Raw genomic sequence first — 24,861 nt, forward strand, 5'->3', positions numbered from 1 at the left:
AACGCTCGGCTGGGAAACCCCAGCCGAGCGCCTGCATAAACTGCTCGCGGCCTGATCAACACAACCACCTGTTGCAATGACCCCTAGAAAGCGCCGATCCGCCGGACGGGCCCTAGGCTCGACGCGGTTGATGATCTCGACGAAGGGACTGAACTGCGTTGTCGGACAAGCGCGTTGTCATCGTGACCGGCGGAGGTACGGGCATCGGGGAGGCCACGGCACGGCTGCTGTGCGAGCAGGGCCACCAGGTGGTCGTCTCCGGTCGGCGGACCGAACCCCTGCGGCGCGTCGAGCGGGAGACCGGGGCCCTCGCACACCCCTCCGACGCCGGGGATCCCGAAGCGGCCGAGAGCCTCGTCCGGGCGGCCCTGGAGGCGTACGGACGGCTCGACGGGCTGGTGCTCAACGCGGGCATCGGGCGCGGCGGAGCCGTGGGCGACCTGTCCCTGGCGGACTGGGACGAGGTGATGCGTACCAACGTCACCGGGCCGCTGCTCCTTCTGCGTGCCGCGATCCCGCACCTGCTGGAGAGCAAGGGGGCCGTGGTCGGCGTCGCCTCGGTCTCCGCACTGCGCAACGGCACGAGCAACGCCCCGTACGCCACCTCCAAGGCGGCCCTGCTCCAGCTCTGCCGTTCCGTCGCCGTCGACTACGGGCGGCAGGGGGTGCGTGCCAACATCGTGTGCCCCAGCTGGGTACGGACCGAGATGGCCGACCGGCGCATGGCGCGCTTCGCCGAGGAGGCGGACCTGGGAGACGGGGGCCTGGAGGCCGCCTACGAGGAGGCGACCAGGCTGCTCCCCATGGGACGGCCGGGTGAGCCGCGGGAGATCGCGGAGGCCATCGGCTGGCTGCTGTCCCCGTCCGCGTCGTACGTCAACGGCGCCGTGCTCACCGTCGACGGCGGCGCGACGGCCCTCGACCCCGGGACACCCGCCTTCGACTTCCGGATCGCACCACGCGCTCCGCGTCAGTGAGCCTTCACGCGTGGGCCGAACCCTGCGATCCGGTGGCCGGACCGCAGGGGCGGCTCACGCGTCGGCCGCGGAGTCCGGCCCTTCCTCGAACGCGGCAAGAATGCGCTCCGCCGCCAGGGTCGCCGTCAACGTGCCGTCCCTGACCTGCTGTTCGAGGGCGGGGGCGGCCGCGCGTACCGCGGGGTGCGCGTGCAGGCGGCCCAGGAGTTCGTCGCGGACCATCGACCAGCTCCAGTCGACCTGCTGGTCCCGTCGCTTGGCGGTGAGTCGTCCGGTGGCGTCGAGGAGCGTGCGGTGCTGTTCCAGCCGCTCCCACACCACGTCCAGGCCGGCGGACTCACGGGCGCTGCAGCTCAGCACCGGCGGGGTCCAGAACGCGTCCTTGCCGTGCATCAGCCTGAGCGCGCCCGCCAACTCCCGTGCCGCCGCACGCGCGTCACGCTCGTGCGGGCCGTCCGCCTTGTTGACGGCGATGACGTCGGCCAGCTCCAGGACGCCCTTCTTGATGCCCTGGAGCTGGTCGCCGGTGCGGGCCAGCGTGAGCAGCAGGAAGGAGTCGACCATGTCGGCGACCGCGGTCTCGGACTGGCCGACGCCGACGGTCTCGACGAGGATCACGTCGTAGCCCGCGGCCTCCATGACCACCATCGACTCGCGCGTCGCCTTCGCGACCCCGCCCAGCGTGCCCGCGCTGGGGGAGGGGCGTACGAAGGCGTTCGGGTCCACCGCCAGGCGTTCCATGCGGGTCTTGTCGCCGAGGATCGAGCCGCCGGTCCGGGTGGAGGACGGGTCCACGGCGAGTACGGCCACCCGGTGGCCCAGCGAGGTCAGCAGCGTGCCGAACGCGTCGATGAACGTCGACTTGCCCACGCCCGGCACCCCGCTGATGCCGATCCGCCGCGCCCGGCCGCTGTGCGGGAGCAGCTCGGTGAGCAACTCCTGCGCCAGCGCCCGGTGCTGGGGGCGGGTGGACTCGACGAGCGTGATGGCGCGGGCCACCAGGGCCCGCTTCCCGTCGAGCACACCCTTCACATACGTGTCGAGATCGATCGCTGCCATGCTGATCAGAGGTCGTGACCGAGGTCGGCCGACAGCCGCTTCACCAGGTCGTACGCCGCGTCCGGGATCACCGTCCCGGGCGGAAACACGGCCGTGGCGCCCATCTCCAGCAGGGTCGGCACGTCCTGCGGCGGGATCACTCCGCCGACCACGATCATGATGTCCTCCCGGCCCTCCTCGGCGAGCGCCTCGCGCAGCGCCGGGACGAGGGTGAGGTGACCGGCGGCCAGCGAGGACACGCCGACCACGTGGACGTCCGCCTCGACGGCCTGGCGGGCGACCTCCTCCGGGGTCTGGAACAGCGGGCCGACGTCGACGTCGAAGCCGAGGTCGGCGAAGCCGGTGGCGATCACCTTCTGGCCGCGGTCGTGGCCGTCCTGGCCCATCTTGGCGACCAGGATGCGCGGCCGGCGCCCCTCGGCCTCGTCGAAGGCGTCCACCAGGGCACGGGTGCGGTCCACGGACGGAGATGCCCCTGTTTCGTTGCGGTACACGCCGGAGATCGTACGGATCTGGCTCTGGTGGCGGCCGTACACCTTCTCCAGGGCGTCCGAGATCTCGCCGACGGTGGCCTTGGCGCGGGCCGCGTGCACGGCCAGCTCCAGCAGGTTGCCGTCGCCGTCGGCGGCCCGGGTGAGTGCGTCCAGCGCGTCCCGGCAGACGGTCTCGTCCCGCTCCGCGCGCAGCCGCCGCAGCTTCTCGATCTGCTGGGCGCGCACGGAGGAGTTGTCGACCTTGAGGACCTCGATCGCCTCGTCGTTCTCCACCCGGTACTTGTTGACGCCGATCACCGGCTGCCGGCCGGAGTCGATCCGGGCCTGGGTGCGGGCCGCCGCCTCCTCCACGCGCAGCTTGGGAATGCCGGCGTCGATGGCCTGCGCCATGCCGCCCGCCTGCTCGACCTCCTGGATGTGCGCCCAGGCCTTGCGGGCGAGGTCGTACGTCAGTTTCTCTACGTACGCGCTGCCGCCCCACGGGTCGATGACCCGGGTGGTGCCGGACTCCTGCTGGATGAGCAGCTGGGTGTTGCGGGCGATGCGCGCCGAGAAGTCGGTCGGCAGGGCGAGCGCCTCGTCCAGGGCGTTGGTGTGCAGCGACTGGGTGTGGCCCTGGGTCGCCGCCATCGCCTCCACGGCCGTACGCGTGACGTTGTTGAACACGTCCTGCGCGGTCAGCGACCAGCCGGAGGTCTGCGAATGGGTGCGCAGGGACAAGGACTTGGTGTTCTTCGGCTCGAACTGGGAGACCAGCTTGGCCCACAGCAGCCGGGCCGCCCGCAGCTTGGCGATCTCCATGAAGAAGTTCATGCCGATCGCCCAGAAGAAGGAGAGCCGGGGCGCGAACGCGTCCACGTCCAGGCCCGCCTCGCGGCCCGCCCGGAGGTACTCCACGCCGTCCGCGAGCGTGTACGCCAGCTCCAGGTCGGCCGTGGCACCGGCCTCCTGGATGTGGTAGCCGGAGATGGAGATGGAGTTGTAGCGGGGCATCCGCTGCGAGGTGTACGCGAAGATGTCGGAGATGATCCGCATCGACGGCTTCGGCGGATAGATGTAGGTGTTGCGGACCATGAACTCCTTCAGAATGTCGTTCTGAATGGTTCCGGCCAGCTTCTCGGGCGGTACGCCCTGTTCCTCAGCCGCCACGATGTACAGCGCCAGCACGGGCAGCACGGCGCCGTTCATCGTCATCGACACGGTCATCCTGTCCAGCGGAATCCCGTCGAACAGCTGCCGCATGTCGTAGATCGAGTCGATGGCCACGCCCGCCATGCCGACGTCGCCGGTCACGCGCGGGTGGTCGCTGTCGTAACCCCGGTGCGTGGGCAGGTCGAAGGCGACCGACAGGCCCTTCTGACCGGCCGCCAGGTTGCGCCGGTAGAACGCGTTGGACTCCTCCGCGGTGGAGAAGCCCGCGTACTGGCGGATCGTCCAGGGCTGGTTGACGTACATCGTCGGGTAGGGGCCGCGCAGGTATGGCGTCATGCCCGGGTAGGTGCCGAGGAAGTCCAGGCCCTCCAGGTCACGGCCGGTGTACAGCGGCTTGACCCCGATGCCCTCCGGGGTCTCCCACACCGGTGCCTCGCTGCCGGTGGCGTGCTTGACGGCCGTGCGCCATTCCGCGTCACCGCCCTCGGCGCCGGGGGTCCCCAGCTCGATGCCGGAGAAGTCGGGGATTCCCATCAGGACACTCCCATGCGGTCGAGGGTCGCGGACAGTACGTCCACTGCGTCGCAGCCCGCGAAGACGTACGAGTCGATGCCGGCGTAGTCGCCCCGGCCCGCGAGGACCACGTGCCGGGCCCCGGCCGCCTTCAGCGACTCGGCCGTCCGCTCGGCCTGTTCGGCGTACTGCGCGTCGCTGGAGCACAGCGCGGCCTCGGTGGCGCCGCTGTCCTCGAAGCGGCCCTCGGTCACCGGCTCGATGCCGCCCGCCTGGAAGAGGTTGGCGACGAAGGTCGAGCGCGCGGTGTACTCGGCGGCCGTGCCGAGCGTGGCCAGGTAGATCCGGGGGCGGGCGCCGGTCGCCGCCAGGTGGGCGTCGGAGCGGGCGCGCAGGGCCTCGTACGCCTCGTCCCGGCGCACCCGGGGCAGCCCGCCGGACGGCGGCTCGGGCGCGGGCTCGCGCTCCAGCGGCTTCTCGGACAGGAGCGGGAACTCGCTGACGCCGGTGATGGGTTCGCGCCGCTTGGCGAGCTTCTTGGAGCGCTCCGCCCAGGTCGTCGCCAGGTCCGTGCGGATCCGGCCCGAACGCAGTACGGCCGCCTGGCCGCCGTCCCGCTCGATCGACCGGAAGAACTCCCAGGCGGCGTGGGCGAGTTCGTCGGTGAGCTGCTCGACGTACCAGGAGCCGCCCGCCGGGTCGATGACCCGGGCCAGATGGGACTCCTCGACCAGGATCGTGGAGGTGTTGCGCGCGACACGGCGGGCGAACGCGTCCGGCAGGCCGAGCGCGTGGTCGAAGGGCAGAACGGTGACGGAGTCGGCGCCGCCCACCCCCGCGGCCAGCGTCGCGATCGTCGTGCGGAGCATGTTCACCCACGGGTCGCGGCGGCTCATCATCACCGGCGAGGACACCGCGTGCTGCACCTGCGCGCCCGCGCCGGGCGCCCCGGACACCTCGGCGACCCGCGCCCACAGCCGGCGCGCCGCGCGCAGCTTGGCGACGGTCAGGAACTGGTCGGCGGTGGCCGCGTACCGGAACTCCAGCTGCGCGCAGGCCGCTTCGACCGTGAGGCCGGCCGCGGTCAGCTCCCGCAGGTAGGCCACGCCGGTGGCCAGGGAGGCGCCCAGCTCCTGCGCGGCCGAGCCGCCCGCCTCGTGGTACGGCAGCGCGTCCACGGTGAGCGTGCGCAGGCCCGGGTACTGCCCGGCGGTCCGCCGGGCCAGCGCGGCGAGCGGAGCGAAGTCCTGGGCCTCGCCGGTGCGGGCCTCGTACCCCAGCGGGTCGCCGCCGAGGTTGCCGCGCACGGTCTTCGGGTCGACGCCCCGCTCCTCGTACAGCCGCAGCAGCTCGGCCGCGGCGGCCGCCACGTCACGGCCGGCGTCCAGAACCACCGGGGCCAGGTCGAGGTAGACCCCGTCGAGGGCGCGAGGGAGCGCGGACACGGGCATGCCGCCCTGTCCCACGACCAGCCAGAGCGAGGTGACGCCGTTCTCCAGGTCCGCCAGGACCGCGCCGTCGGCGAGCGTCGCGTGCCGTTGCCGTACGTCCCAGCCGCCCGCGGTGTTGCCCTCGGGGCGGCCGCCGCGCACGAACGGCGCGAAGCCGGGCAGGCCGGGGTCGGGCGCGCCGTCGCGCGCGGTGTACAGCGGCCGGGTGCGCAGCCCGTCCTCGAGCATGGTGGACAGAGCGTCCTCAGCTGCCGCGCCCGAGACTTCCTTGCCCGACTTGCGCAGCACACCCTCGACAAGGCGTTGCCACTGCTCGTGTGTCGCGTCAGGGAACTCGGCGGCCAGTGAGAGCCCGTCGTCAGGCAGGACCGTCATGCTCGGATGTTAGGTCAGGGCGCTCAAGTGACTGCAGAGCGTGGGCCTGTGACCTTTCCCTCGTTACGGCTGTGACCTGCGCCCCTCGGGGGCGTGGAGGCCCCTTTTCCTACGGTTGGTCCGGCTCCTCGGCGAGGTCCGGCACCAGCGCGCACACCGCCTCGCGCTGCTCGGGGCCGACGAACTGGGAGAGCGCCTCGCGGACCGTCTCGGCGAGGGCGCCGGACGCCTCCCGCAGCAGGCGCCGGGCCTTGTCGGTGAGGGCGACCTCGATGCCGCGCTTGTCGCCGCACACGGACTCGCGGGTGACCAGGCCGGCCCGCTGGAGGCAGGCGATCTGGTAGGTGAGCCGGGTCTTGGGGCGGCCGAGGAGGTCGGCGATCCGGGTCATGCGCAGGCCGCCCCGCGGCTGCTCGGCCAGCAGGCACAGGATGAGGAACTCGTCGTGCGAGACGTCGAGGGTCTTCTTGACGACCGACCGCAGCCGCTGCTCCACCGCTCCCGTCGCGGCCAGCAGGAGCATCCAGGCGCGCAGCTCGCCGGGGAGCAGCCCGCCGCCCGCGGCTGAGAAGCAAGGGGGCTGGTCGGCGGGGTGTTCGTCGGGGGCGGCCATGTCCTCGAGTCTACCTGTTGTTCAAATTTGGATATTAGGCTAGCGTGAGGTCATCCAAATTTGAACGACCATATGTCAACGACAAGGGAGGACGGCCATGACCGTCGCCGTGGAAACAGGCACCTGGCAGCTCGACCCGACCGCGTCCACCGTGGGACTGCGGCACAAGACCTTCTGGGGCCTGGTCAACGTCAAGGGCACCTTCGCCGCCGTCACCGGCCGGGGCGAGGTCCGTCCCGACGGCTCGGCCACCGGCACCGTGACGCTGGACGTGGCCTCCCTGGACACCAAGAACGCCAAGCGGGACGAGCACCTGCGCTCGGCCGACCTCCTGGACGCCGGTAACCACCCGGAGATCACCCTCGCGGTCCGCGGCGCGGACCGCCTCGACGGCGACAGTGTCCGGGTGACGGGTCAGCTGACCGTGCGGGGCATCAGCAGGCCGCTGGACCTCACCGCACGCCTGACCTCGGCGACGGCCGAGGCGCTCACCCTGGAGACCGAGTTCACCGTGGACCGCGAGCAGTTCGGCGTGACCTGGAACCAGCTCGGCATGATGCGCGGCCTGACCACGGTGACGGCCGCTCTCAGGTTCAGCCGCGCCGCGGCCTGACGCCCAGCTCGGCCGGCCGTAGGTCCCGGGTGGAGAGCGTCTGCGGGTTCCCGGTGAAGGCGCGCAGCCGGATGTGGGCGCTCTTCTTGTCCGGCAGCGGGAACCGGCCGGAGGGCGCCCGCAGTTCGACGGTCGCCGTGGCGTGCCCCGGGATCGTGGCCGGGCCGCGCACCAGGGACCAGTACCTGCTCATGCCCTGGCCGGTCGTCAGCATGTAGTGCGGGGTGAGCGGGCCGCTCCCGGTGTTGGTCACCCGCAGGGTCAGTGCGGCCAGTGACTGCCCCGTGGCCTGCCGCGTCGACGCGATGGCCATCCGCAGCGGCGGCCGGCCCGTCACCGCGAGGGTCGCGCTCACCAACGCGGGCAGCACCAGCAGGACCACCGCGCTCACCAGCGCCGGGCGGCGGCGCGGACCCGTCAGCCACCGGGGGCGCGGCTGCCAGGCCCGGGCGAAGTCCGACAGCGGCACGGTGATCGCCGCCGCGAGCCACAGCGGGGTCATCATCAGGTAGTAGCCGTCCTGGGAGCGCGTCGCCAGGTAGAAGGCGCACCAGGGCAGCACGGTCGCCGCCGGACCCAGCCGCCGCACGAACAGCACGAACAACGCCAGCAGGGCGGCGGCCAGCAGCACGCTCGCGTGGCCGTACCAGTCGAGCCGGTCGCTGCCGTGCGTGAAGTACAGGGAGATGTCCACCAGGCCCTGGCCGTGCAGCACCGCGCCCTGCGTCAGCGGCAGGGCGATCCCGCCGAGCCAGGGGCCCGGCTCGTGCACGATGAAGTACGTGTTGATGAGCAGCCAGGTCGTCGCGGCGACCCCCAGGATCCGCAGCACGATCAGCCGGGCCGCGCGCCCGCCCAGTTCCCCCCGGCGTACGGCGTAGATGCCGGCCAGCAGGAACGGTGTCACGAACCAGGGCAGTTGTTGCGCCGCGCACGCGGCCCCGAGACAGACGGCCCGCGCGATCCCCGCCGCGCCGAGCCTTCCGCCGGCGCCGATCCGCGGCCAGCGCACCACCACCGGCACCAGCAGGGCCAGGGCGACGATCGCCGGGTAGCCCTGGCGGGCGTACGTCGGCAGGAAACTGAAGCCCAGACAGAGCATCGTCGCCGTCGAGCGCCACGGCATCGGCAGCATCCGCCACAGCACCACCGCGGCCGCGATCAGCGCGAGTGTCGCCATCACCGTCGCCGGAGCGCCGCCGTGGCCCAGCCACAGCAGGGGCGCGGTCAGCAGCGGGGTGAGCGGGGGATAGCCGTACGTGAAGTCGTAACCGCCGTCTATCGTCGCCGTCAGCGCGACGCCCTTGGTGTGGAACAGCCAGGGCCACGCCTGCCCGTAGATCGGGTGTCCGGCCACCATCTCCCGCGCGGCCTGGGTGGTGAGGACCGCCTCGTCGCCGCCGGCGTGGTTCAGCGCCCAGGTGCACAGGGTGAGCGTGATCGCGGTCAGCAGCACCACCAGGTCCAGCCGGGCCAGCGAGCGCGCCCGGCGGACCGTCAGCGTGAGCACGCCGCTGATCAGGATCGAGGCGTAGCAGACGGAGATGACCGCCGCGAGGGCCAGCCGGTGGCTGGCCGCCTGGTTCCAGACCGAGCGGGTGCCGATGAAGAGGCTCGCGTCGGCGAGCAGTGTCAGGACGCGATGCCACTGCGCGGGGCTGTCGAGGTCTTCCGTGCGACCCCCCGGAGCGGCGGACACCGCCGACTGCGTCCGCCGGCCGGGTGTCACCTGCTGTGTTTCTGCCAAGTGCACGGCACGGGACGCTAGTGGCAGCCGGTGAGCGGGGCGTCGTGGCAGGTGAAGAGTCCGGTGTGAGGGCGGTAAGAAACAGGGCGTATTCGTACATGTGCCTCGTGCCGGGCGGGAGAAGAGGCGGACGGACCTGTCGCGCTTCGTGTCGTTGTTGGGCTGAACGGGTGACTTGGCGTAAGAATTGGCTGGTGCAGGCATGGAGTGCGAGTCAGGTCGGGGGGAGCCGGTGAGCCGTTACGACGTCACCGATGAACAGTGGGAAGGGCTCGCCCAGGTCGTGCCGCTGCGTGGCAGGGACGCCTGGCCGTCGGCGGTGAACCACCGCTCGCTGCCCGACGCGGAGACCGAGACGCGACGCCGTTTCGTCGTCCTGCGGGTCAACGTCTTCGCGGACGCCCGCGAGGTCGCCGAGACACTGATGGCCGGGGTGCCGGTGCTGCTCGACCTCTCCAACGCGGAGGGTGAGGTCGCCAAGCGCGTCCTCGACTTCAGCACTGGCGTCGTCTTCGGCCTCGGCAGCGGAATGCACCGGGTCGACCGCAACGTGTTCCTCCTCACCCCGCCGGGCACGGAGGTCAGCGGGTTGATGGAGGGGGCGGGGATGTCCGGGGGCTGAGGCGCGGGGGCTTCGGGCGGGCGCTCGGCGAGCCGTCCGGCCGGTTTCCCGTCGGGCGGTCCCCCGATCGTAGGAAGGTGCCGTCGGTGAAACGGTTCGCCGTGGCAGTGGAGGCCTACCGTCCGGATATGGCCGTGCCTTCCGCGTCCGCCGCGTCCGCCGAGTCGTCCGGGTCCTCCGAGTCGTCCGGGTCCTCCGCAGCCCCCGACCTCTCGGCGTCCCCCGAGCCTGTCGTGCCGGCACAGTCGGCCCGTGGTCCGGAGTCCGTCCCGGTGGACCCGGCTTCCGCCGGACCCGCTGCCGTCGACGTACGTGCCCGGATCACCGAGTTGCGGCTGTCCGCCTTCGCCGGGCATCGGCGGGCCGTGTTTCCGCTGGACGCCGTCACCCTGTTCGCCGGGCCCAGTGGTGCGGGGAAGTCGACCGCGTTCGGGGCGTACGAGGCGCTGGCGCGGCTCGGGGGAGGGGTCCGGCTCGCCGAGGTGTTCCCGGATCCGGTCGCCTGTGTGCCGGAGCGGGCGCGACCCGATGTCGAGGGGCGGCGGGGGTTCCGGATCGGGTGCACGGCCGACGGTGCCGAGGGCCCGGTCCGGCTCGACGTCGCCGTACAGGCCGAGCCGGAGCTGCGGATCGTGGGCGAGCGGCTGACGGCGCGGGGCGTGGTCCTGCTGGAGACGGCCCTGCGCGACCCCGGCCGCCGGACCGTGCAGGCCGCCTGGCACACCGCCGGCTCCGCCCCGGTGACCCGTGCCCCGCTGCCCGACGACCGCCTCGGCACCGCCCTGCTTCCGCTGCGGGTGGCCGGCAAGACGGACGGGCAGCGGCATGTGCTGGCCGCCGCCGAGCAGATGGTCGTCGCCCTGCGCTCCGTCTTCGCCTGCGACCCGCGCCCCGCGTGCATGCGCACCCCGGTGCCGACCGGCACGGGACGGCTCATGCCCGGCTGCGACAACCTCGCCGACGTCCTGTGGCGCACCCGGTCCGAGTGCGGCCGCCGGCACTCCGCGCTGGTCGAGGCGCTGCGCGCGGGCTGCGCCGGGCCGGTGGCCGATCTGGTCGCCGAGCCGCTCGCCGACGGCACGGTCCGGGCGCTGCTCGACCGCGGCGACGGCTTCCGCACCGAACTGGCCCGGCTCGGCGACGGCGAACTGCGCTATGTCGCGCTGGCGCTGGTACTGCTGACCGGACCCGGCGTCCTGGACATGGACACACCGGGCGAGGTGCCCGACGCCCTGCGGACCCTCACCGTGCTCGTCGACGGCTTCGACCGCGGCCTCGACCCCGGCCAGCGCCGCGCACTGCTGGGGACGGCGGCCCGGATGGGCGAGCGCGGCCACATCCGCTGCGTCGGCGCGGTGAGCGACGCCTCGTGGGCGGCCGGGACCGAGGGCGTCACAGTGGTACACCTGCACCCGTGACGGAACACCCTGACCTGGCCGGACTGCAGCGCAGGCTCGCCGAGTTCGCCGCCGCGCGCAACTGGCAGCCCTACCACACCCCCAAGAACCTCGTGGCCGCCCTCAGCGTGGAGGCGTCCGAACTGGTCGAGATCTTCCAGTGGTTGACCCCGGAGGAGTCGGCCCGTGTGATGGACGACCCCGACACCGCGCACCGGGTCACGGACGAGGTCGCCGACGTGCTCGCCTATCTCCTCCAGCTCTGCGAGGTGCTCGGCATCGACCCGCTGGCCGCCCTGGCGGCCAAGATCGACCGCAACGAAGGGCGCTTTCCGGCCCCCGGTAGGGACGACACCCTCTGACGTCGACGGCGGCCCCGACTCCCGGACTGCAGGGCTCCGTTATCACTCTGCGCAGTCAAATCTCCTGCCGAATCCGAATTGTTGTCCACAGAATTCGGACGACCTCTGGCTTTTCGCCCTAGGGGGTTTCACGCTGGGTAGTGGATAAGGGAGTTCAAGCGGACGTGCGAGGACGCACGACAAGTGGGACGGGGGCAGCGCATGGATGCGGTGCGGCTCATTGTGACGAGCAGGCGGGCTCTGGCGGGAGGCGCCGACATACCCGAGATCATGGCCGAGGTGTGGCAGGCGCAGGCCCTGGCCCAGGCGATCGGCAGTCGCCTCGCGGTGTCCGGCCCCCCGGAGCTGCGAGGCGAGGCGCTGGGTCTGACCGAGCTGGCGGGCCGGGGCTGCGGTGTGCTTGACCCTCCCGAACTCGACCCGGGCGACCTGCGCGCCGCCCAGCTCACCGAGCTGGACGACGCCCGGCAGACCCTTCTCTTCCTCGGCGGGCTGCTCGGCGAGGTCGGCATCGCACTGGTCGGCATGGCCAGTTCCGCGGCCGACGAGGCGACCTACTGGCAGTGCATGGAGGCCATCGACGCCGCGGACGAGTCCCGGGATCGGGTCCTGGAGATGCTGCGCAAACTGGCGGCGCGGGAGGAGGTGTTACCGGAGGAGGCGAAGGACAGCCCGTCCGGTGTGTGAGACGAACGGCAGGCGAAGCGGTCGGTCCGGGGGCGGCGGCCCCCAGCGCGGTGCGTCAGGCCGGCTCGCCCTCTGTGGCCGACGTCCGCTGCAGATCCGCGTCCAGGGCCGACAGATCCGCGTTCAACGCCGCCATCAGCTCCTCCATCTGCTCCAGCAGTCCCTTCGGCTGACCGGCGGAGCCACTCCGAGAGGGAATGGGCTCTTCTGACATGACGGCCTCCTCGGCCCGACACGCGACGCCGAGGACCGTCCGGCGCGGGTGCCGGACGGTCCGGCACCGACGGGCCAACGATCACCACCGGGGCCGGTCACTGGCCCAGGCCTCACGCCGCGCGCACATGGGACGATTTTCACTCGACCGGGGACGGCCGCGCCCGGCGGTACCAGTGAGGTTGACGGGGCTGGTGGCGTGCAGGATGGATGTATGGACCTTCGAATCTTCACCGAGCCCCAGCAGGGGGCGACGTACGACACCTTGCGCACCGTGGCCAAGGCCACCGAAGACCTCGGATTCGACGCGTTTTTCCGCAGTGACCACTACGTGCGAATGGGCAACGTGGACGGCCTGCCCGGCCCCACGGACGCCTGGATCACCCTGGCCGGCCTGGCCCGCGAGACCAAGCGCATCCGCCTCGGCACCCTGATGACGGCCGCCACCTTCCGGCTGCCCGGCGTACTCGCCGTCCAGGTGGCCCAGGTCGACCAGATGTCCGGCGGCCGCGTGGAACTCGGCCTGGGCGCGGGCTGGTTCGAGGAGGAGCACAAGGCGTACGGCATCCCGTTCCCGAAGGACAAGTTCGCGCGACTGGAGGAGCAGCTGGAGATCGTCACCGGGCTGTGGGCGACCAAGCTCGGCGCGACCTTCGACTTCCACGGCAGGTACTACGACCTCACCGACTCGCCCGCGCTGCCCAAGCCGGCCCAGGAGAAGATCCCGGTGCTCATCGGCGGGCACGGCGCGACCCGTACCCCGCGCCTCGCGGCCCGGTACGCCGACGAGTTCAACATCCCCTTCGCCTCCGTCGAGGACAGCGAGCGGCAGTTCGGCCGGGTGCGCGCCGCCGCCGAGGAGACGGGCCGCAGGGCGGACGACCTGACGTACTCCAACGCGCTCGTGGTGTGCGTCGGCAGGGACGAGCAGGAGGTCGCCCGGCGGGCCGCGGCGATCGGCCGCGAGGTGGACGAGCTGAAGGCCAACGGTCTGGCCGGGTCGCCCGCCGAGGTGGTCGACAAGATCGGCCGTTACGCCGAGATCGGCTCCCGGCGGATCTACCTCCAGGTCCTCGACCTGGCCGACCTCGACCACCTGGAGCTGATCTCCGGTCAGGTCCAGTCGCAGCTGTCGTAACACGCCCCGTACCGGCCCCTCTCGGCCCGAGGCCGGAGGGGCCGGGTGACCTGTGACCTGTGTCCTGTGACGACCCTGTGACGGGAACTATGGCCTCCGTCACAGCCGGATCGGTGCCGCCCTGATGATCTCGTCCGATGGGTGAATCCGGGCTGGGCTCCTTCTTCTCTCTGCTGAGCATCCCCGCCGTCCTCGCGGTTCCGGTCTGGGTGATCGTGGTCGCCGTCAAACTCATCTCCGTGGCGGCGCCCGGCCGGCGCCCGGACTGGCGGCGGGATCTGCTGCGCTGGTCCGCGTGGATGGCGGGTTGGGGCGCGGTGATCCTCTATGTGCTCGGGGCCGGGGCGGTCGGGCTCGCCGTGCACGAGTCCTCGTCCGGCGCGGACTCCACGCCGGCCCAGGAGTGCCGCGACGACCACCGGGCCGCCCACCTCGTCGGGCAGACGGCCTCCTATCTGCCGCTGCGCTTCGACTGCGTCCTGGACGACGGCGGCACCTACCCGAGCAGCCCCGCCTACTTCTGGATCAACACGGCGGTCGCGGTGCTGGCCCTGTCCTCGATCGCGCTGGTCGTGGCGAACGGGTACGCCGCCGAACGCCGGGCGGCGGCCCAGGGCCTGTCCGGCACTCCGGTCCGCTCCCGGAAGCCGGACGAGCCCTAGCCCTTCGAGTCCGGTTTCCAGTCCTGGGCAAGGAGCCCGAGCAGCACCTGGTCCAGGAACTCGCCCATCACCCAGGCCGAGGAGCGCAGCACGCCCTCGCGGACGAACCCGTTGCGCTCGGCGGAGCGCAGCATCGCGGCGTTGTCCGACAGCGTCTCGATCTGCAGCCGCTGCAGGCCGCGCACGACGAAACCGTAGTGGCACAGCACCGCGACCACGTCGGTGCCGTAGCCCTTGCCTCGGCAGGACGGCAGCAGCCCCAACCCGACGTGCGCGGACCGGTTGTGGTTGTCGATGCCCCACAGCGTCGCGGTGCCGACCAGCGTGCCGCCGTCCAGCTCCACCACGGAGAACGGGACGTGCCCCTGCTCCTTGTCGTCCACCACGAGCCGCGGATCCTTCGTGCCGGGCGTGATCGGTCGCCACGGCCCGCCTTCGGCCCGGGAGGCGTTGACCACGTCGTTGTAGAGCTCGACCAGCAGGACCGGTATGTCGTCCTCGTGCCGGGCCCGCAGCCCGACCTTGTTGCCCCTCAGCATAGAAGCTTCCTATCCGACCGGCCCGGCCAGCGGCAAACGAATAGAAGGCCGGCTCAGTGGAGGCAGAGGCAGAACGGATGGCCGGCCGGGTCCGCGTAGATCCGCCAGTTGGCCTCCGGGCGGAGCTGGTCCGTTCGCTGCAGCACGGTCGCGCCGAGGGCGAGCGCCCGCTTCTCCTCGCCGTCGAGGTCGTCCACGTCGAAGTCCAGATGGAGCTGCTGCGGCCGCTCCTGGCCGGGCCATTCGGGCGCTCGGTAGCCGTCCACCCGCTGGCAGGCCAGCGGCGTCCCCTCGAACCCGTGCACCTCGACCCAGTCGGGATCCTCCGGATCCGCGACCACCCGCCCGCCCAGCAGCTCCGCGTAGAACTCCGCGAGCCGTACCGGATCGGCGCAGTCCAGCGCGACCGCCTGCAGCTTTCGAATCACTTCCGACACCCCTCGCTCTTCGGCCGCTTCCGCGACGCCCCCGTACGGGAGGGGTCGTACCCGCCGCGGCGGCGGGCATGCGCGCACCTGTTCCGCTGTCGGGCCTGCGGCACCCACCTGGCCTGCTCGGACCTCGTCCGAGAGGGCCTGGGTGCCGGCGGGGGCCGGGCGGACCGTTGTCTGCCCGGCCCCCACCGTCCCTCACTCAGCCGCGCTGCGCGAAGCCGTAGTCGAGGATCTTCTTCGCGTCGTTGAGCCGCTCGTCCACCGACGTGTCCGCGAGCACGGTGCCCACGACCGTCTTGCCGTTGCGGGTCGCCGCGAAGACGAGGCAGAACTTCGCCTCGGGGCCGGAGCCGGTCTTCACACCGATCGCGCCCCGGTAGGTGTCCAGGAGCTTGTTCGTGTTCTCCCACGGCGCCATCGCGTGCGTTCCGCCACCGGGACGGTACGACTTCATGTCGTCGTACACCTTGGTGCCGACGACCTTCTTGAACGTCTTGTTCTGCAACGCGACCCCGGCCAGCTTGGCCAGGTCACGGGGGGACGCGTGGTTCTTGCCGTTGGACACCCCGTCGAAGGAGTCGAAGTGGGTGTGCGTCAGGCCCAGTTCACGCGCCTTGCTGTTCATCTTGGCGATGAACGACGTGGTCCGCTGGGCCGTCGTCGAGCCCGACCCGTAGGTGTCCGCGAGCGCGTACGCCGCGTCGCACCCGGACGGCAGCATGAGCCCGTACAGCAGGTCCCCCACGCTCATCGAGTCGCCCAGGATCAGCTTGGCGCTGGAGTACCGCGGGGCGCCGGTCTTCGGGTCGATGACGTAGTCCGTGTACTCCTTCTTGATCTTCACCTTGCGGCCGAGGTCCACGTTCCGCTGCGACAGCACCACGAGCGCCGTCATGATCTTCGTCGTGGAGCCGGTCCGCAGCTCGGTGTCCGCCGCCTTCCCGAACAGCGTCTTCCCGGTGGCCGCGTTCATCGCGTACGCCCCCTGGGCCGACACGGTGGGCGCCGGCGGAGCCGACGGAGCGGCCTGGGCGGGAGCGGCCGCGAGTACCCCCGTGGAGAGCACGACGGCGGCCGCCGCCGCGATCGCGGTCCGTCTGCGCATGGGTGCGCCTGAGTTGATGGTCATGGCCATCCCCGTTCTGTCAGTGGTCAGTTGACGGACACTCACTTCACCAGGTCGCCCCCCGGCGGGCCATGGCGAAGATCACAGGAAGTGGTGCGATGTGGTCACGGTGTGGACTCCCTGTGCCGGAACTGTGGGCTCCGTCACGGCGCTCATGATCCGGGCCTGATCGGATGACCGGGTGCGTAAAGTGCTCCCTCTCGCAGCCACCGGCCTACTGGCCCTGTCGGCCTGTCAATTCGCCGGCCACGACGACCCCGTCGGCGACGCCCACCGCCTCAACACCATGGAGGCGTTCCCGCTGCACGCCTACCTGCCGGACCCGTCGTCCGACGGGGGAAAGGTCATCGGCAAGGCGCAGTGGATCCTCGCGAAGAAGTGCATGGTCCGGCTCGGCTTCTCCGGCTTCGCGGCGCTCAACACCAAGGCCGTGGAGTCGACGTACCCGGTCCGGCAGGGAACCCTGGCGAGCCGCAGCACGGCCGGTGACGACAGCCCCTACGGGGTCGACGACCCCGACCTGGCCGCCGAGCACGGCTACCACAACCGCTCTCAGGACCCGGAGGAGTCGTCCCAGCCCCAGGAGTGGCCGGCCGACCAGTACGTCGCCCTCACCGGCACGTTCGACTCCGGCGACAGTCACCGTGCCCACGGGAACCCCGTCCCCGAGGGCGGGTGTCTGGGGCAGGCGACGCGGCGGATCTACGGCCCGGCGCCCAAGACGACGAAGGTGGGAGGCCTGAAGCTCACCGGCTACTTCTCTCTGCCCCTCGAACTCTGGTACGAGTCCCACAAGAAGGCGCGGAAGGACCCGGCCTGGAAGAAGGCCGACCGCGCGTGGTCGGGCTGCATGAAGGAGAAGGGCTTCCACTACCCCGACCCGGACGAGGCATCGGTCGACACGGCCTGGTACCGGACCGAGAAGCCGTCGGGCAAGGAGAAGAAGACGGCGTCCGCGGACGCCCGGTGCAAGCTCGACACCGACTACATCGACACCGTGCACTCCCTCGAGTCCCGCGTCCAGAAGAAGGTCATCGGCGAGCACGAGAAGGTTCTGGAGGCCATGCGCGCGGCGAACGAGCGAGCGGTCGGGAACGCCCGGACGATCGTCGAGAAGGCGTAGGACGGCGCCCGCCGACGGCACCGGCGGGCGGCGGCGCCGCTCTAAAACCGATGGTCAGCGCGCGCCGTACGCGGGAGACTCGGACGCGTGTTCCTGACGATATCCACGAGCGGCACCGCCGCCCTCCCCGCCACCGACCTCGGGTTCCTGCTGCACAAGCACCCCGACAAGGCGCAGAAGTTCTCGACCTCCTACGGCACCGCGCACGTCTTCTACCCCGAGGCGGACGCCGAGCGCTGCACGGCCGCGCTGTTGCTCGAGGTCGACACGGTCGCGCTGGTCCGGCGGGGCAAGGGCAAGGGCCGTGGCGGAGCACCCGACGCGGCACTCGCGCAGTACGTCAACGACCGCCCCTACGCGGCCTCCTCGCTGCTCGCGGTCGCGCTCAGCGGCGTGTTCTCGAGCGCCCTTCGGGGCGTCTGCAACGCCCGCCCGGAGCGGGCCGCCGATCCCCTGCCCCTGCGCATCGAGGTGCCCGCACTGCCCGCCCGCGGCGGCCCCGAGCTCGTACGACGGCTCTTCGAACCGCTCGGCTGGGCGGTGACGGCCGAGCCCGTCGCCCTCGACACCGAGTTCCCGGAGTGGGGCGATTCGCGCTACGTCCGCCTCGTCCTGGAGTCGGAGAAGCTGACCCTGGCCGAGGCACTGCGCCACCTGTACGTGCTGCTGCCCGTCCTCGACGACGCCAAGCACTACTGGGTCTCCTCCGACGAGGTCGACAAGCTGCTGCGGGCCGGCGAGGGCTGGCTGCCCACGCACCCGGAGCAGAAGCTGATCACCAGCAGGTACCTGTCCCGTCGCTGGTCGCTGACCCGGCAGGCGATGGAGCGGCTGGAGCTGGTGCGCCTGGCCGAGGCCGACGACAGCGAGGTCGAGTCGATCGACAACGCCGTGGAGGAGGAGTCGGAGGCCGAGGAGAAGCCGACCCCGCTCGCCGTGCAGCGGCGGGAGGCGATCCTCGCCGCCCTGCACGCGTCCGGCGCCGCCCGAGTGCTCGACCTGGGCTGCGGGCAGGGCCAGTTGGTGCAGGAACTGCTCAAGGACGTGCGGTTCAGCGAGGTCGTCGGCGTCGACGTGTCCGTGCGGGCCCTCACCATCGCCTCGCGGCGGCTGAAGCTCGACCGGATGGGGGAGCGGCAGGCGGCCCGCGTCAAGCTCTTCCAGGGCTCGCTCGCCTACACCGACAAGCGGCTCAAGGGCTACGACGCCGCCGTGCTCAGCGAGGTGATCGAGCACCTCGACCTGCCCCGGCTGCCCGCCCTGGAGTACGCCGTGTTCGGACACGCGCGCCCGCGCACGGTCCTCGTGACCACCCCGAACGTCGAGTACAACGTCCGCTGGGAGACCCTGCCCGCCGGACACGTCCGGCACGGCGACCACCGCTTCGAGTGGACCCGCGAGCAGTTCCGCACCTGGGCGGCCGCCGTGGCCGAACGGCACGGCTACGAGGTCGGGTTCCAGCCCGTCGGGCCGGACGACCCCGAGGTGGGGCCGCCCACCCAGATGGCCGTGTTCCACCGCGACGAGATCCGTAACGACACTCCGAAGGAGGCGAAGGCAGCATGACCGAGACGCAGAACAAGGGACGGGTCCTTCCCGTCACCGACCTCTCCCTCGTCGTCCTCGTCGGCGCCTCCGGCTCGGGCAAGTCCACCTTCGCCCGAAGGCACTTCAAGCCCACCGAGGTGATCTCCTCCGACTTCTGCCGCGGTCTCGTCGCCGACGACGAGAACGACCAGAGCGCGAGCAGCGACGCCTTCGACGTCCTGCACTACATCGCGGGCAAGCGGCTGGCCGCCGGCCGCCGTACCGTCGTCGACGCCACCAGCGTGCAGCAGGACAGCAGGCGCCAGCTCGTCGAGCTGGCCAAGAAGTACGACGTGCTGCCCATCGCCATCGTGCTGGACGTGCCCGAAGAGGTGTGCGCGGAGCGCAACGCGGCCCGCACCGACCGCGCCGAAATGCCGCGCCGGGTCATCCAGCGGCACATCCGCGAACTCCGCCGCTCCCTCCGGCACCTGGAGCGCGAAGGCTTCCGCAAGGTGCACGTCCTGCGCGGGGTCGAGGAGATCGACGGCGCCACCGTCGTCACCGAGAAGCGCTTCAACGACCTGACCCACCTCACCGGCCCCTTCGACATCATCGGCGACATCCACGGCTGCGCTTCCGAACTGGAGTCCCTGCTGGCCCGGTTGGGCTATGCCGACGGCGTGCACCCGGACGGCCGTACCGCCGTCTTCGTCGGCGACCTGGTCGACCGCGGCCCGGACAGCCCCGGCGTGCTGCGCCGGGTGATGTCGATGGTCGGGTCCGGGAACGCGCTGTGCGTGCCCGGCAACCACGAGAACAAGTACGGCCGTTACCTCAAGGGCCGCAAGGTCCAGCACACCCACGGGCTCGCCGAGACCATCGCGCAGATGGAGGGCGAGAGCGAGGAGTTCAAGGCCGAGGTGCGCCGCTTCCTGGAGGGGCTGGTCAGCCACTACGTCCTCGACGGCGGCAAGCTGGTCGTCTGCCACGCGGGCCTGCCCGAGAAGTACCACGGCCGCACCTCCGGCCGGGTGCGCTCGCACGCCCTGTACGGCGACACCACCGGCGAGACCGACGAGTTCGGGCTGCCCGTGCGCTACCCGTGGGCGGAGGACTACCGGGGCCGCGCGGCCGTGGTCTACGGGCACACCCCGGTCCCGGAGGCCACCTGGCTGAACAACACCATCTGCCTGGACACCGGCGCCGTCTTCGGCGGCAAGCTGACCGCGCTGCGCTGGCCGGAGCGCGAGCTGGTGGACGTACCGGCGGAGCGGGTCTGGTACGAGCCGACGAAGCCGCTGCGCAGCGAGGCGCCCGGCGGGCACGACGGGCGGCCGCTGGACCTGGCGGACGTGCACGGCCGCAGGGCCGTGGAGACCCGGCACGCGGGCCGGGTCGCGATCCGCGAGGAGAACGCGGCCGCGGCCCTGGAGGTCATGAGCCGCTTCGCGGTCGACCCGCGCCTGCTGCCGTACCTGCCGCCGACGATGGCACCGACGGCGACCTCGCAGGTTGACGGCTACCTGGAGCACCCGGTGGAGGCCTTCGCGCAGTACGCGGCCGACGGGGTCACGCGGGTCGTGTGCGAGGAGAAGCACATGGGCTCGCGGGCGGTGGCCCTGGTCTGCCGGGACGCGGACGCGGCACGGGAGCGGTTCGGGGGTGGGGGTACCTCCCGCTCGAGCGAAGCCGAGAGTGGGGGAGGCCCCACGGGGTCCCTGTACACGCGTACCGGGCGGCCGTTCTTCGACGACGAGCAGGTGACCGAGGAGATCCTCGGTCGGCTGCGCTCGGCGGTCGGGGACGCGGGCCTGTGGGATGAGCTGGACACCGACTGGCTCCTGCTGGACGCCGAGCTGATGCCGTGGTCGCTGAAGGCCTCGGGTCTGCTGCGCAGCCAGTACGCGGCCGTGGGCGCCGCCTCCGGAGCGGTGTTCCCGGGTGCGCTCGCCGCACTGGAGGCCGCCGCGGACCGTGGCACCGACGTCGGCGGGCTGCTGGACCGGCAGCGTGACCGCGCCGCGGCCGCGGCCGCGTTCACCGACGCCTACCGCCGTTACTGCTGGACGACCGACGGCCTGGACGGGGTCCGCCTGGCCCCCTTCCAGATCCTGGCCGTCCGTGGGCGCAGCCTGGCCGCGCTGCCGCACGACGAGCAGCTGGCCCTGATCGACCGGCTGGTGGAGCACGACGGCACCGGACTGCTGCAGACCACCCGGCGGCTGTACGTCGACACGGGCGACCCCGAATCGGTCCGCGCCGGCGTCGACTGGTGGCTGGAGATGACCGGCCGGGGCGGCGAGGGCATGGTCGTGAAGCCGGTCGGCGCGGTGGTCCGCAGCCCGGAGGGGCGGCTGGTCCAGCCCGGCATCAAGTGCCGGGGCCGTGAGTACCTGCGGATCATCTACGGTCCCGAGTACACCCGGCCGGACAACCTCGCCAAGCTGCGGCAGCGGTTCCTGAACCACAAGCGCTCGCTGGCGATCCGTGAGTACGCCCTGGGCCTGGAGGCCCTGGACCGGCTCGCGGACGGGGAGCCGCTGTGGCGGGTGCACGAGGCGGTGTTCGGGGTGCTGGCCCTGGAGTCCGAGCCGGTCGACCCGCGCCTGTGAACTAGCCGGCCAGCCGCAGCCGCTGCGCGCACACCCCGACCCGGACCGTCTGCCCCCAGGTGAGCTGGAGCGCGTCGGTCTCGATGCCGTCGCCGAAGGCGATGAGCCGGTCGGACTCCACGGTGACCGTCAGGGACGCCGAGGCCGCCAGCTCGCCCGCCACCAGGGTCGTACCGGTGGCGGGTGACGGCCAGGCCTCCCGGACGAACCACACCAGCCGGTCCTCGGTGGGGGAGGGGAGCGGGAGCCGGCTGCTCCGCTCCTGCCACACCGAGCGCAGCCAGCCGGTCGCGCCGGTGCCGGTCCCGACCAGCACACCGGAGGAGGCCTGGGCCTCGACGGCACCCCCGTCGTCGTCGAGGCCCAGGCGGTAGCGGGCGGTCTGGTGGCCCGCTGTGCCGAGGTAGATCTCGTTGAGCGCCACCAGCCGCTGGGTGTCGTCGGCGACGGCCTCGACCATGGTGAGTTCGTCCACCGTGGTCGCCGCCGCCGACAGGAGCTTCGCCGCGTCCTGTGGGCGGTGCCGTACCAGCACCCCGGGGTTGCGGCCCGGGTCGGTGTCGATGCCGATCACCGGCTGGCCCGTCAGGTACTTGGCGACGTTGGCCACCAGCCCGTCCTGGCCGACCACCACGACCACGTCCTCCGGCGCGAACAGGAACCGGTCCAGGTCGGCCCGCTCCACCTGTGCCTGACGCCAGGTCAGCGGCACGGCCGAGGTCACCTCGGCCAGGGCGCCGCGGGCCCGGCGGTGGCGTTCGGCGACCTCCTCGATGTCCCGGCTCCGGGAGGCGAGGAAGAAGGCGGCCTGGCCGTGCGTGCCGTGCCGGGCCACCAACTCCTCGTACTCCGTGGTGCGATGGACCAGCACGGCGCGCGGCGCGAGGCTCACCGCGCCGCCTCGGGCGGGCCGCCGCCCAGCTTCGCGAGCAGTCCGGTCAGCACGTCCGGGGACACCGTCACGCTGTCGATGCGCGGCAGGTTCTCGGCCAGCCGGGTCGCGGTGAGCGCCTGCAGGGTCGCCGTCCCGTCGATCCCGGCCTCCGCGTGCACCCGCAGCCAGGCCGCCTGGGCCTGCGCCCGCGCCTCGCCGACCTCGCGTGCGCCCTCGGCCTCCGCGCGGGCGACCCGCTCGGCCCGCACGGCCTCGGCCTCGGCGAGCCGCAGGGTCCGTGCCGCCTCCGCCTCGGTGAGCTTCACGGTCCGGGTCGCCTCGGCCTCCGCGAGCTTGACCGACCGCGCGGCCTCCGCCTCGGCCAGCTTCACCGAGCGCGCCGCCTCCGCCTGGGCGCGCACCGCGTCCGCGGCCGCCTGCTCCTCGGCCTCGCGGCGCGCGTTGGTGCCCCGCTGCTCGACCAACTGCTCCTCGCGGCGGGCGAGTTCGATCCGGCTGGCCAGTTCGTTCTCGGCGATGGTCCGCTCCCGCTCGACCGCGACGGCCCGCCGCTCGTAGGTCGCCCGGTCGGCCTCCTGCTGGATCTGTTCCCGGGCCGGGGTGCGCAGCGCCCGCTCCACCTCCGGTTCCGGCCGCAGCGCCATCACGCGTACGGCCACGACCTCGATGCCGGTGGCGGGCAGCCGCGGCTCGGCGCCGAGGCCCGCTGCAACCTGCTCGCGCACCGCCGCGACGCCGTCGACCAGCGCCGCCGCGAGCGGCGTACGGGCGAGGACGTCCAGCGCGTGCTGCTGGGCCGTCTCGGTGAGCAGGGTGCCCAGCTGTTCCAGCGGGGTGCCGCGCCAGGCGCCGGTGTCGGAGTCGATCGAGAAGTCCAGGCGGGCGGCGGCGACGGCCGGGTCGGCGATCCGGTAGGTGACCGTCGCCTGCACCGCCACGTCCTGGAAGTCGGAGGTGCGGGCGTGGAAGGTCATCGCCAGTTCCCGGTCGTCCACCGGCACCTCGGACAGGGCGGCGGTCAGTGGGCGGAACCAGAAGCTGAGCCCGGGACCGTCGTGGACCAGCGTGCCGGAGCGGTGGTGCCGAATGTGCGCCGTGGGCGCGCCGCGCAGATGGCGCCAGCCCAGGCGCCGGGTGATGTCGGCCATGAGTCCCCCTCGCTTTTCGTCATGGCGACGATAATCGTTCAGTCCGCTTCTCGTCAAGGGGACGAAAACAGGAAGGGGCGGAAACGGCCAAGAAGGGCGTGAAGACGGACAGCAATGGCCAGGATGGGGGCATGGCATACCACGTCGACTCCGAGGCCGGGCGCTTGCGCCGCGTGATTCTGCACCGGCCCGACCTGGAGCTCAAAAGGCTCACCCCCAGTAACAAGGACGCCCTGCTGTTCGACGACGTGCTGTGGGTGCGCCGGGCGCGCGCCGAGCACGACGGGTTCGCCGACGTCCTGCGCGACCGCGGGGTCGCCGTCCATCTCTTCGGCGACCTGCTCGCGGAGGTGCTGGAGGTGCCGGCCGCGCGGGCGCTCGTCCTGGACCGGGTCTTCGACGAGAAGGAGTACGGCCCGCTGGCCACCGACCACCTCCGGGCCGCCTTCGAGACCCTGCCCGCGCGTGAGCTGACCGAGGCTCTCGTCGGCGGGATGACCAAGCGGGAGTTCCTGGCGGCGCACGAGGAGCCGACCTCCGTGCGGTTCCACGTCATGGACCTCGACGACTTCCTGCTCAGACCCCTGCCCAACCACCTCTTCACCCGTGACACATCGGCCTGGATCTACGACGGTGTCTCCATCAACGCCATGCGCTGGCCGGCGCGGCAGCGCGAGACCGTGCACTTCGAGGCGATCTACCGGCACCATCCGCTCTTCCGTGACGAGCTTTTCCACATCTGGTCCGAGGGGCAGGCCGACTACCCGTCCACCATCGAGGGCGGCGACGTCCTGGTCATCGGCAACGGCGCGGTCCTCATCGGCATGAGCGAGCGCACCACCCCGCAGGCCGTCGAGATGCTCGCGCACAAGCTGTTCGCCGCGGGGTCCGCGCAGACGATCGTCGCGCTCGACATGCCCAAGAAGCGTGCCCTGATGCACCTCGACACCGTGATGACCATGGTCGACGGCGATGTCTTCACCCAGTACGCGGGCCTCGGCATGCTCCGCTCGTACACCATCGAGCCGGGCGCCGCCGACAAGGAGCTCAAGGTCACGGACCACCCGCCGGAGCACATGCACCGTGCGATCGCCGCCGCCCTCGGGCTCAGCGAGATCCGCGTGCTGACCGCCACCCAGGACGTGCATGCGGCCGAGCGCGAGCAGTGGGACGACGGCTGCAACGTGCTCGCGGTCGAGCCCGGTGTCGTCGTCGCCTACGAGCGCAACGTCACCACCAACACCCATCTGCGCAAGCAGGGCATCGAGGTGATCGAGATCCCGGGCAGCGAGCTGGGGCGGGGCAGGGGTGGTCCGCGCTGTATGAGCTGTCCCGTCGAGCGCGAGGCGGTGTGACGAGTCGGTGTGACGAAGCGGGCT

Annotated in this window: 23 protein-coding genes; 12 read left to right on the forward strand and 11 right to left on the reverse strand. The window is 71.9% G+C overall.

The window, feature by feature from the left end; all coding sequences use genetic code 11:
- Positions 1 to 158: 158 nt before the first annotated feature.
- Complete coding sequence (locus tag ACIRVH_RS00005) at positions 159 to 977, forward strand: SDR family NAD(P)-dependent oxidoreductase (protein ID WP_403946845.1); 819 nt, start codon at positions 159 to 161, stop codon at positions 975 to 977.
- Positions 978 to 1,031: 54 nt separating this feature from the next.
- Here the strand turns inward: ACIRVH_RS00005 and meaB are convergent, their stop codons facing one another.
- The 4 genes from meaB to ACIRVH_RS00025 form a co-directional block, all read right to left on the reverse strand.
- On the reverse strand, positions 1,032 to 2,036 hold the full coding sequence (meaB, locus tag ACIRVH_RS00010) for a methylmalonyl Co-A mutase-associated GTPase MeaB (protein WP_403946847.1): 1,005 nt from the start codon (positions 2,034 to 2,036) through the stop codon (positions 1,032 to 1,034).
- Positions 2,037 to 2,041: 5 nt separating this feature from the next.
- The gene (gene scpA / locus ACIRVH_RS00015; RefSeq protein ID WP_403946849.1) at positions 2,042 to 4,216 is read right to left on the reverse strand and encodes a methylmalonyl-CoA mutase; all 2,175 of its coding nucleotides are present in this window, start codon (positions 4,214 to 4,216) and stop codon (positions 2,042 to 2,044) included.
- Positions 4,216 to 6,021, reverse strand: coding sequence for a methylmalonyl-CoA mutase family protein (locus ACIRVH_RS00020; protein ID WP_403946851.1), 1,806 nt, complete (start codon positions 6,019 to 6,021; stop codon positions 4,216 to 4,218). Before ACIRVH_RS00020 ends, scpA begins: the two co-directional genes overlap by 1 nt.
- Before the next feature lie 109 nt (positions 6,022 to 6,130).
- On the reverse strand, positions 6,131 to 6,634 hold the full coding sequence (locus ACIRVH_RS00025) for a MarR family winged helix-turn-helix transcriptional regulator (protein ID WP_403946853.1): 504 nt from the start codon (positions 6,632 to 6,634) through the stop codon (positions 6,131 to 6,133).
- A gap of 97 nt (positions 6,635 to 6,731) precedes the next feature.
- On the opposite strand from ACIRVH_RS00025, the gene ACIRVH_RS00030 reads away from it, so the two are divergent.
- Entirely contained in the window at positions 6,732 to 7,247 is a 516-nt protein-coding gene (locus tag ACIRVH_RS00030) for a YceI family protein (protein ID WP_403946855.1), read from the forward strand.
- On the opposite strand, the gene ACIRVH_RS00035 is transcribed toward ACIRVH_RS00030, so the two are convergent.
- Positions 7,228 to 9,000 carry a hypothetical protein gene (locus ACIRVH_RS00035; protein WP_403946857.1) on the reverse strand — a complete coding sequence of 591 codons (1,773 nt, stop codon included), beginning with the start codon at positions 8,998 to 9,000 and terminating at the stop codon, positions 7,228 to 7,230. The genes ACIRVH_RS00030 and ACIRVH_RS00035 overlap by 20 nt on opposite strands.
- A gap of 196 nt (positions 9,001 to 9,196) precedes the next feature.
- Here ACIRVH_RS00035 and ACIRVH_RS00040 point away from each other — a divergent pair, with 196 nt between their 5' ends.
- The 4 genes from ACIRVH_RS00040 (at position 9,197) to ACIRVH_RS00055 (ending at position 12,062) form a co-directional block, all read left to right on the forward strand.
- Positions 9,197 to 9,616 carry a cell division protein SepF gene (locus tag ACIRVH_RS00040; protein ID WP_145884070.1) on the forward strand — a complete coding sequence of 140 codons (420 nt, stop codon included), beginning with the start codon at positions 9,197 to 9,199 and terminating at the stop codon, positions 9,614 to 9,616.
- A 128-nt stretch (positions 9,617 to 9,744) separates the two neighbouring features.
- Positions 9,745 to 11,034, forward strand: coding sequence for an ATP-binding protein (locus ACIRVH_RS00045; protein WP_403946859.1), 1,290 nt, complete (start codon positions 9,745 to 9,747; stop codon positions 11,032 to 11,034).
- On the forward strand, positions 11,031 to 11,375 hold the full coding sequence (locus ACIRVH_RS00050; protein ID WP_403946861.1) for a nucleotide pyrophosphohydrolase: 345 nt from the start codon (positions 11,031 to 11,033) through the stop codon (positions 11,373 to 11,375). The genes ACIRVH_RS00045 and ACIRVH_RS00050 overlap by 4 nt, the downstream gene beginning before the upstream one ends.
- A 201-nt stretch (positions 11,376 to 11,576) precedes the next feature.
- Positions 11,577 to 12,062 (forward strand): DUF6099 family protein, encoded by a 486-nt coding sequence (locus tag ACIRVH_RS00055; RefSeq protein ID WP_403946863.1) that lies wholly within the window; start codon positions 11,577 to 11,579, stop codon positions 12,060 to 12,062.
- A 55-nt stretch (positions 12,063 to 12,117) separates the two neighbouring features.
- Here ACIRVH_RS00055 and ACIRVH_RS00060 read toward each other — a convergent pair whose 3' ends face one another.
- Positions 12,118 to 12,276 carry a hypothetical protein gene (locus tag ACIRVH_RS00060; RefSeq protein ID WP_403946865.1) on the reverse strand — a complete coding sequence of 53 codons (159 nt, stop codon included), beginning with the start codon at positions 12,274 to 12,276 and terminating at the stop codon, positions 12,118 to 12,120.
- Between the two features lie 213 nt (positions 12,277 to 12,489).
- Between ACIRVH_RS00060 and ACIRVH_RS00065 the strand changes: the two genes are divergently transcribed.
- Together ACIRVH_RS00065 and ACIRVH_RS00070 are read left to right on the forward strand one after the other, a co-directional pair.
- Positions 12,490 to 13,413 (forward strand): LLM class F420-dependent oxidoreductase, encoded by a 924-nt coding sequence (locus ACIRVH_RS00065; RefSeq protein WP_403946867.1) that lies wholly within the window; start codon positions 12,490 to 12,492, stop codon positions 13,411 to 13,413.
- Positions 13,414 to 13,550: 137 nt separating this feature from the next.
- Complete coding sequence (locus tag ACIRVH_RS00070) at positions 13,551 to 14,075, forward strand: hypothetical protein (RefSeq protein ID WP_403946869.1); 525 nt, start codon at positions 13,551 to 13,553, stop codon at positions 14,073 to 14,075.
- Here the strand turns inward: ACIRVH_RS00070 and ACIRVH_RS00075 are convergent.
- The 3 genes from ACIRVH_RS00075 to ACIRVH_RS00085 all read right to left on the reverse strand — a co-directional run bounded on the left by ACIRVH_RS00075 (position 14,072) and on the right by ACIRVH_RS00085 (position 16,177).
- Positions 14,072 to 14,614 carry a GNAT family N-acetyltransferase gene (locus ACIRVH_RS00075; protein WP_403946871.1) on the reverse strand — a complete coding sequence of 181 codons (543 nt, stop codon included), beginning with the start codon at positions 14,612 to 14,614 and terminating at the stop codon, positions 14,072 to 14,074. The two genes, ACIRVH_RS00070 and ACIRVH_RS00075, sit on opposite strands and share 4 nt — an antisense overlap.
- A gap of 53 nt (positions 14,615 to 14,667) precedes the next feature.
- A complete protein-coding gene (locus ACIRVH_RS00080) occupies positions 14,668 to 15,042 on the reverse strand; it encodes a VOC family protein (RefSeq protein ID WP_403946873.1) in 375 nt (124 codons plus the stop codon).
- 205 nt (positions 15,043 to 15,247) lie between these two features.
- The gene (locus tag ACIRVH_RS00085; RefSeq protein ID WP_403946875.1) at positions 15,248 to 16,177 is read right to left on the reverse strand and encodes a D-alanyl-D-alanine carboxypeptidase family protein; all 930 of its coding nucleotides are present in this window, start codon (positions 16,175 to 16,177) and stop codon (positions 15,248 to 15,250) included.
- Positions 16,178 to 16,364: 187 nt separating this feature from the next.
- Here ACIRVH_RS00085 and ACIRVH_RS00090 point away from each other — a divergent pair, with 187 nt between their 5' ends.
- The 3 genes from ACIRVH_RS00090 to ACIRVH_RS00100 all read left to right on the forward strand — a co-directional run bounded on the left by ACIRVH_RS00090 (position 16,365) and on the right by ACIRVH_RS00100 (position 21,439).
- On the forward strand, positions 16,365 to 17,297 hold the full coding sequence (locus tag ACIRVH_RS00090; protein ID WP_403946877.1) for a hypothetical protein: 933 nt from the start codon (positions 16,365 to 16,367) through the stop codon (positions 17,295 to 17,297).
- Between the two features lie 87 nt (positions 17,298 to 17,384).
- A complete protein-coding gene (locus tag ACIRVH_RS00095) occupies positions 17,385 to 18,863 on the forward strand; it encodes a 3' terminal RNA ribose 2'-O-methyltransferase Hen1 (RefSeq protein ID WP_403946879.1) in 1,479 nt (492 codons plus the stop codon).
- On the forward strand, positions 18,860 to 21,439 hold the full coding sequence (locus ACIRVH_RS00100; protein ID WP_403946881.1) for a polynucleotide kinase-phosphatase: 2,580 nt from the start codon (positions 18,860 to 18,862) through the stop codon (positions 21,437 to 21,439). Before ACIRVH_RS00095 ends, ACIRVH_RS00100 begins: the two co-directional genes overlap by 4 nt.
- A gap of 1 nt (position 21,440) precedes the next feature.
- Here ACIRVH_RS00100 and ACIRVH_RS00105 read toward each other — a convergent pair whose 3' ends face one another.
- Together ACIRVH_RS00105 and ACIRVH_RS00110 are read right to left on the reverse strand one after the other, a co-directional pair.
- On the reverse strand, positions 21,441 to 22,331 hold the full coding sequence (locus ACIRVH_RS00105) for a hypothetical protein (protein WP_403946883.1): 891 nt from the start codon (positions 22,329 to 22,331) through the stop codon (positions 21,441 to 21,443).
- Entirely contained in the window at positions 22,328 to 23,482 is a 1,155-nt protein-coding gene (locus ACIRVH_RS00110; RefSeq protein ID WP_403946885.1) for an SPFH domain-containing protein, read from the reverse strand. The genes ACIRVH_RS00105 and ACIRVH_RS00110 overlap by 4 nt, the downstream gene beginning before the upstream one ends.
- A gap of 131 nt (positions 23,483 to 23,613) precedes the next feature.
- On the opposite strand from ACIRVH_RS00110, the gene ACIRVH_RS00115 reads away from it, so the two are divergent.
- The gene (locus ACIRVH_RS00115; RefSeq protein WP_403946887.1) at positions 23,614 to 24,837 is read left to right on the forward strand and encodes an arginine deiminase; all 1,224 of its coding nucleotides are present in this window, start codon (positions 23,614 to 23,616) and stop codon (positions 24,835 to 24,837) included.
- Positions 24,838 to 24,861: the final 24 nt, after the last annotated feature.

This window comes from Streptomyces sp. NPDC101165, from assembly GCF_044768135.1.
Lineage (GTDB): Bacteria > Actinomycetota > Actinomycetes > Streptomycetales > Streptomycetaceae > Streptomyces.